Origin of the sequence: Aphanizomenon sp. CS-733/32 (genome assembly GCF_028330045.1) — a bacterium.
Lineage (GTDB): Bacteria > Cyanobacteriota > Cyanobacteriia > Cyanobacteriales > Nostocaceae > Dolichospermum > Dolichospermum gracile.
This window is the reverse complement of the sequence record NZ_JAQMSE010000034.1, coordinates 24036-39479: the sequence shown is the minus strand read 5'-3', so window position 1 is coordinate 39479 and position 15444 is coordinate 24036. Positions and strand designations below refer to the sequence as shown.

The window sequence follows — 15444 nt, the reverse complement described above, 5'->3', positions numbered from 1 at the left end:
CAAAATGGAACTAAATGAATTATTAGAAATTGCCCAAAAGGAACTTTCTCAACGGAAATCTCTGCAAATTCGCTGTTGTACTGCTGCGGGTTGTCTCTCTTCTGATTCTCAAGCTGTGAAGGACAATCTGGAAGCATCTGTGAAAGCTGCGGGGTTAGAAGATACTGTGCAAGTTGCTAGTGTGGGTTGTATGCGTCTATGTTGTCAGGGACCATTGGTACAGGTGGAAAACTGGGAAAATCCCCCCGCATCAAAATTGTATCAAAAAGTTACCCCAGAAAATGCAGCGGCAATTATGGCGGGGGTCAAGGGAGAAGTGACAAATTTACAGGAGGGTGATTTAAATCAGCCATTTTTTAGCCGTCAATTACCAATTGTCCTAGAAAACAGCGGTAAAATTGACCCCGAACGCATTCAAGCTTACATTGCGGCTGATGGTTATCAAGCCCTTTACCAAGTGCTGCGGGAAATGAAACCCAGTCAGGTAATAGAAACTATTACTAAAAGTGGTTTAAGGGGACGCGGTGGTGCTGGTTATCCCACTGGTTTAAAATGGGGAACGGTGGCAAAATCCATTGGTGAGAAGAAGTTTGTAATTTGTAATGCTGATGAGGGTGATCCTGGTGCATTCATGGATAGGAGTGTATTAGAAAGTGACCCCCATCGAGTTCTGGAAGGGATGGCGATCGCTGCCTACTCTATTGGTGCAAATCAAGGCTATATTTATGTTAGGGCAGAATATCCCATTGCTATTAAACGTCTAGAAAAGGCAATTCATCGAGCCCAACACTTAGGACTTTTAGGTTCACAAATCTTTGATTCTCCCTTTGATTTTAAAGTCGAAATCCGCATTGGTGCGGGTGCTTATGTATGCGGTGAAGAAACGGCGTTAATGGCTTCCATTGAGGGTAAACGTGGTGTCCCCCATCCCCGTCCCCCATACCCGGCGGAATCGGGTTTATGGGGCTATCCAACGTTAATTAACAACGTGGAAACCTTTGCCAATATTGCCCCGATTATTCGTAAAGGTGCAGATTGGTTTGCTAACATTGGCATTGGTAAAAGCAAAGGCACAAAGGTATTTGCGTTAGCGGGAAACATCCGCAACACGGGTTTAATTGAAGTCCCAATGGGAACGTCTTTACAGGAAATTGTCGAGGACATGGGCGGAGGTGTTCCCGACAATGGTATTGCTAAAGCAGTACAAACCGGCGGACCTTCAGGGGGATGTATTCCTGCGTCAGCTTTTGCTACACCTGTAGATTATGAATCTTTAACTGCTTTGGGTTCAATGATGGGTTCGGGCGGGATGATTGTCATGGATCAAACTACAAATATGGTAGATGTCGCCCGCTTTTTCATGGAATTTTGTATGGATGAATCTTGCGGTAAGTGCATTCCTTGTCGTGTGGGAACTGTGCAATTACACGGTTTATTAACAAAGATTAGTCAAGGAAAAGGTTCACTCGCAGATTTGGATTTGTTGGAGGAACTTTGCGACATGGTAAAACACACTAGCTTATGTGGTTTAGGACAGTCTGCACCAAATCCAGTTTTTAGCACTTTGCGATATTTTCGAGATGAATATTTGTCATTAGTCAGGGAAACTGTCTGAATCAGGATTTCCAGGATTAAAGGATTTTCAGGATTAAGAATTACCAATTACCAATTACCCATTACCAAATTACTATGACTGTAAAAACCTTAACAATAAATGGGGAATTGATTAGCGCTCGTGAGGATGAAACCTTACTAGAAGCAGCGCAGGAAGCTAGTATTCATATTCCTACATTATGCCATTTAGAAGGTGTGGGTGATATTGGTGCTTGTCGTTTATGTTTAGTGGAAATTGCGGGAAGTAATAAATTACAACCTGCTTGCGTGACGAAAGTTACAGAAGGAATGGAGGTGAATACAAATAGCGATCGCTTACAAAAATACCGGCGCACAATTATCGAAATGTTATTTGCCGAAGGTAATCACATTTGCTCAGTTTGTGTTGCTAATGGGAACTGTGAATTACAAGATTTAGCCATAGAAATGGGTATGGATCATCTCCGCTTAGAATATCAAAATCCTCAGCGAACAGTTGACACTTCCCATCATCTTTTTGGCATAGATCATAATCGTTGTGTGCTTTGCACTCGCTGTATTCGTGTCTGCGATGAAATTGAAGGCGCACATACTTGGGATATGGCAGGAAGAGGCTCAAAATCTCATGTAATTACTGATTTAAATCAACCTTGGGGAACTTCTCAAACCTGTACTTCCTGCGGTAAATGCGTGAATGCCTGTCCCACAGGAGCATTATTTGATAAAGGTGCAAGTGTCGGTGAAATGAAACATGATCGGGGCAAAATTGAATTTTTAGTAACTGCACGACAGAAAAAACAATGGAATTTTTAGTCATTAGTCATTAGCATAATTTAAAATGAAATCTCATGTTACTGCATATTCAACAAATGTTTAAGCGAATTCTCTTAGTGGGAATATTGACAACCTTGATATTCCTTGGTTTAGCAAATCTATCATCTGCAAAAGTAATTGCTGCTGTAACTCAAATAGGAAAACCACCCGAAGAAACTATTTACCGATCACAAGTGAAATTAGATGATCAATCAGGAAAAGTCTGGCAAGTTGTATTATTTAAACAAGTGTATTTAGATCAACCATCTAATATCAATCTTCGCCTAGTTGGTTTTCCTGGTTCTGCGGAATTAATTCATCCTCAACCATTAAGAATTACTACCAATACAGGTAAACTTTGGAATGCTAATGATATATTTTTAGATACAGCCCCAGCACCAACTGTTGGTCAATATGATTTGACAGAGATATTACCTCAATTACCTCCCGAATCTCTAACTTTATCTATCCCCATTTCTGGTAAAAAATTCATTAATATCGCAGTTCCGATTCATGTTGTCAAAGAATGGCAATCATTAATTTCAACTGAAAACTAAAGAGGTAAAAAATGACTAAAATCAAATTAGCAACAGTCTGGTTAGGTGGGTGTTCTGGTTGTCATATGTCCTTCCTTGATTTGGACGAATGGTTAATAGATTTAGCCGCACAAGTAGATATAGTTTATAGTCCCTTAGCTGATATTAAGGAATATCCCGAAGGTGTAGATATCGTATTAGTTGAAGGAGCTATAGCTAATGAAGAACATTTAGAATTAATTTACAAAATCAGAAACCGAACTAAAACAATAATTTCCTTTGGAGATTGTGCTGTTACTGGTAATGTTACCGCTTTACGTAATCTTGCAGGTGGTGCTGAACCAGCCCTACAATTAGCTTATATTCAAGAAGCCGATATTAATCAACAGATTCCCAATTCACCAGGAATTGTTCCCCCTTTACTAGATACAGTTGTCCCTGTGCATAAGGTCGTACCAGTTGATATTTATTTACCTGGTTGTCCCCCTTCAGCACCTCGGATTCGTGCCGCACTTGAACCACTATTAAAAGGAGAAACCCCGCAAATTGTCGGCAGGGAAATGATTAAATTTGGTTAATTAGTAATTATAACCAAATAAATATCTTCTTCCTTCCTCCTGACTCCTATTTTTTCGAGGTAAATTATGTTAACAGCAGCAGATGTAATGACCAAAGATGTGGCAATGATTCGCAGTTCAGCCACAGTCAAAGAAGCAGTTGATTTAATGAAAGCAAGAGATTGGAGAGCATTAATTGTAGATCGTCGTCATGAACAAGATGCTTATGGAATAATCACAGAAAGCGACATTGTTTATAAAGTCATTTCCTATAGCAAAGATCCAAATAAAATCCGTGTTTATGAAATTATGACTAAACCTTGTATTGTCGTTAATCCAGAATTAGGTTTAGAATATGTAGCCAGATTATTTGCTAATCATCATCTCCGCCGTGCGCCTGTAATTAGTGGTAAATTATTAGGAATAATCTCACTTACTGACATCTTAGCCAGAAGTAGTTGTTTAGAACAACCGCGTTCATTCTTATTAGAACAAGAATTACAAGATGAAATTAAAAAAGCTCGGATTGTTTGTGCCGAAAAAGGCATCAATTCCACAGAATGTGCAGCCGCTTGGGATGTGGTAGAAGAAATTCAAGCGGAAATTGCCCACCAACTCGCTGAAAAACCTCTGAAAACTGCCTTTGAAGATTACTGTGATGAATATCCCGAATTAGCAGAATCGAGAATTTATGATTTGTAATTAATATCCGTAGGTTGGGTAGAACAAAGTGTATCCCTTACGGGAGCTGTAGGCATAACCCAACAAAATCTTTGATAATGTTGCGGAAATGTTGGGTTTCCTTGCGTCAACCCAACCTACAATTTTATATGATTACCAATCACCAATTAATTATGAAAACAATCATTATTGACCCAGTTACTCGCATTGAAGGACACGCGAAAATTAGTATTTATTTAGATGATGAAGGTCAAGTAAATGATGCTAGATTTCATGTTACAGAATTTCGTGGGTTTGAGAAATTTTGTGTCGGTCGTCCGTTTCCAGAAATGCCAGGAATTACGGCGAGAATTTGTGGTATTTGTCCAGTCAGTCACTTATTAGCATCAGCCAAAACAGGGGATAAAATATTAGCCGTTACAATCCCCAAAACAGCCTCTCAATTACGCCGTTTGATGAATTTAGGGCAAATTATCCAATCTCATGCCCTCAGCTTCTTTCACCTCAGCGCACCAGACCTATTATTAGGCATGGATAGCGAACCCGAAAACCGCAATATTTTTGGTTTAATTGCTGCCGAACCGGAATTAGCCAGAGGTGGAATCCGTTTACGGCAATTTGGACAAGAAATCATTGAATTATTAGGAGGGAGAAAAATTCATCCTTCCTGGGCTATTCCTGGTGGAGTTCGTGACCCTTTAACCGTAGAAAATCGCACCCACATTCAGCAAAAAATTCCTGAAGCCAAAGCCACTGTCATTAATGCCATAGCTTTATTTAAAAGCTTATTAAAAACTTACGAAAAAGAAGCAAAAACCTTTGGTAATTTTCCGAGTTTATTCATGGGTTTAGTCAGTGCTGAAGGTTTATGGGAAACCTATGATGGACATATCCGGTTTGTTGATAGTGGCGGAAATATTGTTGCTGATAAACTTGACGCTGCGAACTATCATGAATTTATTGGTGAAGCAGTCCAAGCAGATTCTTATTTAAAATCACCTTATTATCTGCCTTTAGGATATCCTGATACCACAGATCATTGTCGTTTAGATAGTGGAATGTATCGCGTCGGACCATTAGCTAGATTAAATATTTGTAATCAGATTGGCACACCTTTAGCAGATACAGAATTAAAAGAATTTCGTAGTTATGGAACCGGAACTGTTAAATCATCATTTTTCTATCATTATGCGCGGTTAATTGAAATTTTAGCATCAATTGAACATATAGAAATCATCCTTGATGATCCTAATATCCTATCAACTCGTCTCCGTGCGGAAGCTGGTATTAATTGCCTGGAAGCAGTTGGAGTTAGTGAAGCCCCAAGAGGAACATTATTCCATCATTATCAAGTTGATGAAAATGGTTTAATGTTAAAAGTAAATTTGATTATTGCTACTGGTCAAAATAACTTAGCCATGAATCGCACAGTTGCCCAAATTGCCCGTCATTTTATCCAAGGAGATCATATAAAAGAAGGAATGTTAAACCGAGTTGAAGCCGGAATTAGGGCTTTTGATCCTTGTTTGAGTTGTTCTACTCATGCAATGGGACAAATGCCTTTATTAATAGAAGTAGTAAATAATAATGGTGCTGTAATTAATCAAATTTATCGTCATTAAGTATTTAGATCCCCGACTTCTTTAAGAAGTCGGGGATCTGGGGATAGGTAAATTTGGCTATCGTCACAAATCAATTATTCTCCCTAATGAGTCTGTAAAATTGCCATCTTTCCCGGAATTAATCTTAGAATTAACTAAAGTATTTCCCGGAAAAAATTAAGTTATAAAATTAGAATTTGCAAAAATTGAGAAAATGTGCTATTTTAATTGTCAAGTGATAAGATAGGCAATTTGTAACAATTTACAAAAATACTAGTATAAAAATTAGCGGCTGATATAGCCGCACTAGTATCTATAGTTCACTCATATTTACACCTGCTGCAATAGGGTCAAAATCTGCGGGAAAATGGGTGCTACGATCATAATCTGCTTTTTCTAAATGCGTGCCTTCTAAATTAGCTTGACGCAAATTCGCGGAAAATAACATTGCTCCGCGTAAATCGGCATTTTGTAAATTAGCCTCACTTAAATCAGCAAAACTCAAATCACATCCTCGTAAATTTGTACCGCTAAGGTTGGCTTGACTCAAATCAGCATAGCTGAAATTAGAGCCTTTTAAATCCAAACTTTGTAAATTGGCATCACCCAATTCTGCTTTTTCAAAGTTTCTCTTTCCCATTGTATATTCTTCTACAATCCTAGCAGCACTATTAATTGGCTTTTGAAAATTAACTTCAGGCATAGAACAGCCTCACAATTTATCTGACAAGTTTAATGGTTTGATTAAAACCATCCAAATTTATAATATAACGAATAAGCAAGAAAATAAATGTCCTGTTCATATAAATTTGTTTTGGGAATTTTTGTGTTTTTTCATAAGTTACTCAGATTTTGCTCTTAGTTTCACATTTAAAATTAAGCTGAAACTAACTGTATGGAACAAAATTTATAGAATACTTGACCGCAGATAAACGCAGATAAGCGCAGATAAAGATGGATGAATTAAAAGGAGGAATAAAAATAAAAATGATGAAAACTACAATAGTGATTGGTTATGGAAATGAATTGTGTAGCGATGATGGTATTGGTTGTAGGGTAGCAAATATAGTTAATCTTTGGCATCTATCTCATGTCCAATCTTTAGCAGTTCACCAACTTACTCCAGAATTAGCAGCAAATTTGGCAAATGTCAATTTAGCAATTTTTGTAGATGCTAGTCTAAATGCAGAATTGCAAAATGTGCAAGTAGAATCTATACTGCCTAATGAATCTAGGATGACCATAGGACATAGCATTAAGCCTACATATCTTTTAGCTTTAACCAAATCTCTCTATGGTTATAGTCCAACAGCTTGGTTAATAACAGTACCAGGGGTTAACTTTGAATTAGGAGACAGTCTTTCACCAATAGCAGAACAGGGAATTAGTATAGCTTTAACAGAAATCATCAGCATTATTAATAAAGGATAAAAAATCCCATTTCTCTTCCTCTCTGCGACTCTGTGACTCTGCGTGAAACAAATTCATACCTTCATGCAGCAAAATCCAAAATAATTACAAATTTATAGGAGTATGTATGCCAACATCTACCCAAAGTGATAATATCGTCAATCCCCTAGATGGAATATTTATTCCCAAAACTGTAGCCGTAATTGGTGCTACTGAAAAACCCGGAAGTGTAGGACGAACTTTACTTTGGAACTTAATCACTAATCCCTTTGGAGGGACAGTTTTTCCGATTAATCCTCACCGTCATAGCGTATTAGGAATTAAAGCTTATCCGACTATTTTCGATGTTCCCGAAAAAATAGATTTAGCCATTATCGTTACACCGGCACAAACCGTCCCTCAAATTATATCTGATTGCGTTGATGCTGGAATCAAAGGAGCAATAATTATTTCCGCTGGTTTTAAAGAAGCTGGAGAAAAAGGTATTGCTTTAGAACAGGAAATTATCCAACAAGCACAAAGAGGAAAAATTAGAATTATCGGTCCTAATTGTTTAGGAGTCATGAATCCAATTTCTGGTTTAAATGCTACCTTTGCTAGTAAAATTGCGCGTCCGGGAAATGTTGGGTTTATTAGCCAAAGTGGGGCCTTATGTACAGCAATTCTGGACTGGAGTTTTCAAGAAAATGTAGGTTTTAGTGCCTTTATTTCTATTGGGTCAATGTTAGATATAAGTTGGGGTGATTTAATTTATTATCTTGGTGATGACCCCCAGACTAAAAGTATTGTAATTTATATGGAATCCATTGGGAATGCGCGTTCCTTCCTATCAGCAGCGCGAGAAGTGGCTTTAACAAAACCGATAATTGTGATTAAAGCTGGTCGGACACCAGCCGCAGCTAAAGCAGCCGCTTCTCACACAGGATCATTAGCAGGAAGTGATGCTGTTTTAGATGCAGCTTTTCGCCGTTGTGGGGTGTTACGAGTTAATAGTATTTCTGATTTATTTGATATGTCAGAAGTATTAGCAAAACAACCCCGTCCCCAAGGTCCCCGGTTAACAATTTTAACTAATGCTGGCGGTCCGGGAGTTTTAGCAACGGATACATTAATTGAAAGTGGGGGAGAGTTAGCAACAATTTCTCCAGAAATAATGACTTCTTTGAATGAAATTTTACCACCGCAATGGAGTCATAATAATCCGATTGATATTTTAGGGGATGCTGACCCCCAACGTTATACAAAAGCTTTAAAAATTGCAGCACAAGATCCCAATAGTGATGGTTTATTAGTAATTTTAACACCCCAATCAATGACAGATCCTAGCAAAATTGCTGAAGAATTAAAACCTTACTCACAAATGTCAAATAAACCGATTTTAGCTAGTTGGATGGGTGGTGCTGATATAGCTGAGGGAGGACAAATTCTTAACAATCAAGGTATTCCCACCTATGCTTATCCTGATACAGCCGCGCGAGTATTTAGTTATATGTGGAAGTCGAGTTATAACCTGCGCGGTATTTATGAAACTCCGGTTTTACCAACATTAATGTGTGATGTAAATACTCGCAACTGCGCTAAGGTGGAAAATATTATTCAAGCTGCAAAAACAGCAGGAAGAACAATTCTCACGGAATTTGAATCTAAGGAAATTTTAGCCGCTTACGGTATCCCTGTGGTAACTGGTTGCATTGCAGAAACTGTGGATAAAGCGGTTGAATGTGCAGAAAATCTAGGTTATCCGGTGGTTTTGAAACTTTATTCTCAGACAATTACCCATAAAACTGATGTGGGTGGTGTGCAATTAAATTTGCAAACTGCGGCATCGGTAAGACTCGCTTTTCAAAATATTGAAACATCGGTGAAAGAGAAGGCCAAAGCTGAAGACTTTCTTGGTGTTATGGTACAGAAAATGATTAAAACTGATGGCTATGAATTGATTATTGGTAGTAGTTTAGATCCCCAATTCGGACCAGTATTATTATTTGGTGCGGGAGGACAATTGGTAGAAGTTTTTCAAGATAGTTCTATTGCTCTTCCGCCTCTCAATACTACCCTAGCCCGACGGATGATGGAACAAACTAAAATTTACAAAGCTTTGCAAGGAGTCAGAGGCCGGAAAAGTATTGATGTTGCTGCTCTTGAACAATTAATGGTAGAATTTAGTCAATTAGTTGTGGAACAACCTGAGATTAAAGAAATTGATATAAATCCGTTGTTAGCTATTCCTCCTACTCCTATACATCCTGGAGGATTAATTGCTTTAGATGCCAGAATAGTTTTGCATTCTGCTGATATTCAAGAAAGTCAATTACCAAAATTGGCAATTCGTCCCTATCCTAGTCAATATGTTAGTAGTTGGAAATTGGCAAATGGTACACCAGTGACAATTCGTCCTATTCGTCCCGAAGATGAACCGTTAATGGTAGAATTTCACAAAACTCTATCAGAAGAAAGTGTTTATTTCCGTTATTTTCACCTAATTAAATTAAGTCAACGCATTACCCATGAACGACTAACGCGAATATGCTTTATTGATTATGATCGAGAAATGGCTTTAGTGGCAGAATACCAAAATCCTGAAACAGAAAATCGGGAAATATTGGCGGTGGGAAGATTAAGTAAATTACATGAAAATAATGCAGCGGAATTTGCGATGCTAGTAAGTGATAAATTCCAATATCAAGGTTTAGGTACAGAACTACTGAGGAGATTATTAGAGGTGGGAAAAAATGAAAAAATCGGTTGTATCTATGCTGATATTTTAGCTGACAATTCAGGGATGCAGCGAGTATGTGAAAACCTCGGGTTCCAAATTGGCGCTACAAGTGATCCAACTGTATTGAGGGCAGAAATTAGACTTTAAATGGGGTTTTGAGGCTGTATAGAATAAGATATTCAGAATATTTGACCGCAGATAAACGCAGATAAACGCGGATGAATTGATAGATTGGATGATTTTGTGCAGTCTCATATAAAATTGGCATGATTCCTATTCCTGAGCAAAAAACTTTTCCGCAAGTTTTCATGAGGTAGTCGGTAATCTGTTACAGTATTAGTCTGTAAATAAAAGCTACATAGCATAGATGTTTTTGAATTATGTAACCTATGCCGGCGAATTCCTGTCCTGAAAATGATGCTGATAACGGAAACTCTGATCCCCTTGACTCTATCTTTACTGACCTATCAGTAGATGAGGAATCAGAAGTAAGGACAGATTCCGGGTCTCTACCACCAAGCCGATTTAAAGGCCGTAGAGGCAAAGCTGCTCTAGTTTTAACTATAGTCTGGAGTGGCACTATTACCCTGCATTTAGTTTCCTGGGGTTCGATATTTGTCCTGGGACTAACAACAATGCTAGGGATTCATGCTTTGGGGATTATTTTTGCCAAATCCCGCCACCATTCTCAGGCAATAGAGGGAGATTTGCCTTTTGTTTCTGTGTTGGTGGCTGCTAAAAATGAGGAAGCGGTAATTGCCAGATTAGTCAAAAATTTGTGTAATTTGGAATACGGTAATGGTCAATATGAAGTCTGGATTATTGATGATAATAGTACGGACAGTACGCCTCAATTATTAGCCCAACTCAAGCAGGAATATCAACAACTTAATGTATTTAGGCGTGATCCTGACGCTAGTGGAGGCAAATCAGGGGCATTAAATCAAGTATTACCACTGACAAAGGGAGAGATTATTGCTGTATTTGATGCGGATGCTCAAGTGACACCGGATTTGCTATTACAAATAGTTCCGTTGTTTCAAAAAGAACGGGTAGGGGCGGTACAAATGCGAAAAGCGATCGCCAATGCTAAGGAAAATTTTTGGACTAAGGGACAAATGGCGGAAATGTTGTTGGATATTTGGTTTCAACAACAGCGCACTGCTATTGGTGGTATCGGTGAACTCCGAGGTAATGGTCAATTTGTCCGTCGTCAAGCCTTGGCTAGTTGCGGTGGTTGGAATGAGGAAACTATCACTGATGATCTGGATTTAACTATCCGGTTACATCTGGATAAATGGGATATTGAATGTGTTTTTTATCCGCCAGTGGAAGAAGAAGGTGTCACCAATGCTACAGCCCTTTGGCATCAACGTAACCGATGGGCAGAAGGTGGTTATCAACGTTATTTAGACTACTGGGATCTGATCCTCAAAAACCGCATGGGGACAAGGAAAACCTGGGATTTGTTGATCTTTATGGTAACAATGTATATTTTACCGACAGCAGCAATACCAGATATATTAATGGCGATCGCTCGTCATCGTCCCCCCATATTAGGTCCTGTAACTGGCTTATCTTTGGGAATGTCAGTAATAGGAATGTTTGCCGGTTTAAAGCATGTCCGTTCCGATCAACAATTTAAACCATCTACCTATTTAATGGTACTTTTACAAACCCTCCGCGGCAGTTTATATATGTTGCATTGGTTACTAGTTATGAGTAGCACAACGGCGCGAATGTCCTTCCGACCAAAACGCCTGAAATGGGTGAAAACTGTTCATACAGGTGTTGAGAAATAAGGAAATAAAAACCATAAATTTTGCAGGGTGAAGGATGAATTTTTTATCCTTCATTTTTTTGTGAATAATCTTAATATTTATCTTCTTCATCCCCACATCTTGTATACTACCTGCGGTTAAATTAGTAGTGGATTAGTATGTACCAACTGATCAAATATTCTTTACTCAAGATATTAATGGTTCCTCTGTACCTAATATGCTAATTTATGAGAATAAAAATTCTAAATAAGATCAAATTCATTGATCAAGCAGTTGACTTACGAGACTAATTTGTTGTTGACTGTAAGTGCTGGAAATTTGGGTACATTTACTGACTATCTTATTTTAGACAGGGAATTGATTCCCTGACTCTGGAATGCGGATAACTGATAGCTGACAGCTACTTTACCAACCGCACAAAATTCTTCTTACCCACCTGTAACACCTTATCATATAAATCATCAGGTGTAGAATAAATTAAATCCGCATCAGCAATCTTATCACCATTTATCCTCACTCCACCCTCTTGAATTTTGCGTTTACCTTCGGCTGTACTTTTACATAAACCAGTAGCACCGAGAATATAGGCTAATTTCACGGGAAATTGAGGAACAGCAGCCAGAGAAAACTCTGGTAATGCTCCCTCCTTACCACCACTTTTCGCCGCCTCCTTCGCCTCATTAGCCGCTTGTTCGCCGTGATACTGACAGACAATTTCCCAGGCTAAAAATTCTTGGGCGTGGCGCGGGTTTTCTGGCAGACTGTCCAAAGGCAAATCCGTCAGCAATTCAAAATACTGTGACAATAAATTATCCGGCACACCTTGAAATTTTTGATACTTTTGGGAAGGATGTTCCCCCAACCCCACATAATTACCTAAAGACTTAGACATTTTTTGGACACCATCAATACCAATGAGAATCGGCAATAACAATCCGAACTGAGGCTTCAGACCGAAATGACGCTGTAGATCTCGCCCCACAGCAATGTTAAATTTTTGATCAGTCCCTCCCAACTCCACATCAGCCTCCACAGCCACAGAATCATAACCTTGCATCAGTGGATACAGGAACTCATGGAGAAAAATGGGACTCTCTTGTTTATAACGTTCCGCAAAACCTTCCTTGGCTAACATTTGTCCCACAGTCATCGTCGAAAGTATCTCCAAAGTTTTTTCCAAATCTAGACGAGAAAGCCATTCTGAGTTATGACGTACTTCTAACCGACCGGGGGTATCAAAATCTAAAATAGGGCGTACTTGGTCAAGATAAGTTTGGGCATTTTGTGCTACATTAGCTTCCGTAAGCTGAGGACGCACCTCAGATTTACCAGTAGGATCACCAATCCGTGCCGTAAAGTCACCAATAATCAGAACTGCTGTGTGACCAGCATCTTGAAACGCCCGCAACTTTCTTACAGGTATGCTGTGACCAAAATGAATATCTGCTCCCGTAGGGTCAATACCCAGTTTAATTCTTAAAGGACGGTCAGAATTGAGTAATCGCTTTTCCAAACTTTCCGTATCATTATCACCAACATGGGGTTGCGGAAAAATTTCTGCCACACCACGATGTAACCAAGAGAAATTTTGCGTCATACTAAGAAATTCGCTATTAACTATACTTATTTATCCCACGCTGCCATTCGGTCTAGGCGTGGGGCTTCTGTCGGTTAAGCTAAAAGTTAAGTTTGTTATGTTCACAAACCAATTATCTGTCCTTTCTCCTGCCAGATTACTATAATTACAAAAAATTAACTGCCTTTTTCCATTTAATGAATTACATTTGAATTTACAAGTGAGGAAGTGAGATCGCTGTGTCGTCTAGGACTTTTGCAAACAAACAACCACAAGAGCAGGCCTCATCTGGATTTGAGTTCTTTAAGGGAGTAGGTCAGATAACTGGGGGTACTTTGCTATCCATAACACTCCTAACAAGCTCTATTGTTGCGGGAACACTAGTAGGTTTAGCTATTAGTTTCCGTAATTTACCAGATGTTAGACAAATAAGAAACTTTTTCCCCTCGGAAACAACTTACATATACGATATAAAAGGCAAACTTTTAACCAGTATTCACGGAGAAGCTAACCGAGAAGTAGTACCCCTCAATAAAGTTTCCCCTAATCTCAAACGCGCCGTCTTAGCCAGTGAAGATGGTCACTTCTACGATCATCATGGGATTAACCCCACTGGTGTTGGTCGTGCCATCGTAGTTAATATGGTCGCAGGAGGCGTGAAAGAAGGTGGTTCTACCATCACCATGCAATTAGTTAAAAACCTATTTTTATCTCAAAAACGGGCTTTTACGCGGAAATTGGCAGAGGCTGTCCTAGCAATTCGTTTAGAGCAAATCCTCAGTAAAGACGAAATTCTAGAAATGTACCTCAATCAAGTTTATTGGGGTCATAACAATTATGGTGTGCAAACAGCAGCCCGCAGTTATTTTAACAAATCAGCAGAATATTTAACGTTGGGGGAATCAGCCATGATGGCGGGTTTAATCCAAGCTCCAGAAGAGTTTAGCCCTTTTGCGAGTATGAAACTTGCCAAACAGAAACAAAAAGAAGTTTTGGGGAGGATGGTAGAGTTAAATTGGATTACCAAAAAAGAATATGATGATGCCCTAAAACAACCAATTAAACTGGGTAAAATCAGGTCTTTTCAGGGTAGTGCCTCACCCTACATCACCAATACTGTAGCTCAAGAGTTGGCGAAAAAATTTGGTCGTGATTCTTTGCTTAAAGGCGGAATGCGCGTCCAAACCACTGTTGATGCTAAATTCCAAGCGATGGCTGAGGAAACCGTCAAAGAATGGCACGAAAGGCTTCTGTCCCAAGGGTTATCTAAGAATCAAATGGCGCTAGTGTCAATTGACCCTCGCACTCACTTTGTGAAAGCCCTTGTCGGTGGTGTAGATTATAAACTCAGTGAATTTAACCGAGCTACCCAAGCCCAACGCCAACCAGGTTCTTCATTCAAGCCTTTTGTTTATTATACCGCCTTTGCTGCTGGTAAATATACACCTGATACCACAGTCATAGATGCTCCAGTTAGTTATCAAGATGGTAATGGTTGGTACTACCCGAAAAACTACGATGGTAGTTTCGCCGGAGCGATGTCAATTCGTACAGCCCTTGCCCAGTCTCGCAACATTCCGGTCATTAAACTTGGTAAAGCGGTGGGGATGAATAAAGTCATTGAAACCTGCCGGACTTTGGGCATTATGAGTCCAATGGAACCAGTGACCTCTCTACCTTTGGGTGCTATTGGTGTTACTCCCTTAGAAATGACTAGCGCTTATGCTACATTGGCTAATTATGGTTGGCAGTCACCACCCACAGTAATTGTTCGCATTACTGATAGTGCTGGTAATGTAATTCTTGATAATACACCCAAACCAAAACAAGTTTTAGATCCTTGGGCTTCAGCAGCTACTATTGATATTATGACTTCAGTAATGACTGAAGGTACAGGTAAAAATGCGGCGATAGGTCGCCCTGCTGCTGGTAAGACAGGAACTACATCCTCAGAAAAGGATATTTGGTTTATCGGTACTGTACCGCAGTTAACTACTGCTGTGTGGGTAGGGAGAGACGATAGCAAACAACTGGCACGTGGAGCAACTGGTGGGGTCATGGTAGCCCCTATATGGCGGGACTTTATGACAAAAGCGCTCAAGGGTGTACCTGTAGAAAAGTTTAAGTCTACTTCTCAGTTCCCACGTCCTAAATCAAATTAATTGGTCAGTTGTTCG

12 protein-coding genes are annotated in these 15444 nt (G+C 39.3%); 10 read left to right on the top strand and 2 right to left on the bottom strand.

Annotation, left to right across the window (positions count from 1 at the left end):
- Window positions 1-4 precede the first annotated feature (4 nt).
- The 6 genes from PN471_RS03115 to PN471_RS03090 all read left to right on the top strand — a co-directional run bounded on the left by PN471_RS03115 (window position 5) and on the right by PN471_RS03090 (window position 5802).
- Window positions 5-1615 (top strand): NuoF family protein, encoded by a 1611-nt coding sequence (locus PN471_RS03115; protein ID WP_271775622.1) that lies wholly within the window; start codon window positions 5-7, stop codon window positions 1613-1615.
- Window positions 1616-1689: 74 nt separating this feature from the next.
- On the top strand, window positions 1690-2406 hold the full coding sequence (gene hoxU / locus PN471_RS03110) for a bidirectional hydrogenase complex protein HoxU (RefSeq protein ID WP_271775621.1): 717 nt from the start codon (window positions 1690-1692) through the stop codon (window positions 2404-2406).
- A gap of 35 nt (window positions 2407-2441) precedes the next feature.
- Window positions 2442-2963, top strand: a complete 522-nt coding sequence (locus PN471_RS03105; protein ID WP_271775620.1) for a DUF3122 domain-containing protein — start codon at window positions 2442-2444, stop codon at window positions 2961-2963.
- Between the two features lie 11 nt (window positions 2964-2974).
- Entirely contained in the window at window positions 2975-3520 is a 546-nt protein-coding gene (locus PN471_RS03100; RefSeq protein WP_193897872.1) for an oxidoreductase, read from the top strand.
- Between the two features lie 66 nt (window positions 3521-3586).
- Window positions 3587-4201, top strand: coding sequence for a CP12 domain-containing protein (locus PN471_RS03095; RefSeq protein ID WP_148765414.1), 615 nt, complete (start codon window positions 3587-3589; stop codon window positions 4199-4201).
- Between the two features lie 152 nt (window positions 4202-4353).
- Window positions 4354-5802, top strand: coding sequence for a Ni/Fe hydrogenase subunit alpha (locus PN471_RS03090; protein WP_271775619.1), 1449 nt, complete (start codon window positions 4354-4356; stop codon window positions 5800-5802).
- 292 nt (window positions 5803-6094) lie between these two features.
- On the opposite strand, the gene PN471_RS03080 is transcribed toward PN471_RS03090, so the two are convergent.
- Window positions 6095-6484 (bottom strand): pentapeptide repeat-containing protein, encoded by a 390-nt coding sequence (locus tag PN471_RS03080; RefSeq protein ID WP_271775618.1) that lies wholly within the window; start codon window positions 6482-6484, stop codon window positions 6095-6097.
- 284 nt (window positions 6485-6768) lie between these two features.
- Between PN471_RS03080 and PN471_RS03075 the strand changes: the two genes are divergently transcribed.
- From PN471_RS03075 to PN471_RS03065, 3 genes are all read left to right on the top strand, one after another.
- Complete coding sequence (locus PN471_RS03075; protein WP_271775617.1) at window positions 6769-7212, top strand: hydrogenase maturation protease; 444 nt, start codon at window positions 6769-6771, stop codon at window positions 7210-7212.
- Window positions 7213-7318: 106 nt separating this feature from the next.
- The gene (locus PN471_RS03070) at window positions 7319-10057 is read left to right on the top strand and encodes a bifunctional acetate--CoA ligase family protein/GNAT family N-acetyltransferase (RefSeq protein WP_271775616.1); all 2739 of its coding nucleotides are present in this window, start codon (window positions 7319-7321) and stop codon (window positions 10055-10057) included.
- Window positions 10058-10299: 242 nt separating this feature from the next.
- Window positions 10300-11712 carry a glycosyltransferase gene (locus PN471_RS03065; RefSeq protein WP_271775615.1) on the top strand — a complete coding sequence of 471 codons (1413 nt, stop codon included), beginning with the start codon at window positions 10300-10302 and terminating at the stop codon, window positions 11710-11712.
- A gap of 379 nt (window positions 11713-12091) precedes the next feature.
- Here the strand turns inward: PN471_RS03065 and tyrS are convergent, their stop codons facing one another.
- Complete coding sequence (gene tyrS, locus PN471_RS03060) at window positions 12092-13288, bottom strand: tyrosine--tRNA ligase (protein WP_271775614.1); 1197 nt, start codon at window positions 13286-13288, stop codon at window positions 12092-12094.
- Between the two features lie 218 nt (window positions 13289-13506).
- Between tyrS and PN471_RS03055 the strand changes: the two genes are divergently transcribed.
- On the top strand, window positions 13507-15429 hold the full coding sequence (locus PN471_RS03055) for a transglycosylase domain-containing protein (RefSeq protein WP_271775613.1): 1923 nt from the start codon (window positions 13507-13509) through the stop codon (window positions 15427-15429).
- Window positions 15430-15444 lie beyond the last annotated feature (15 nt).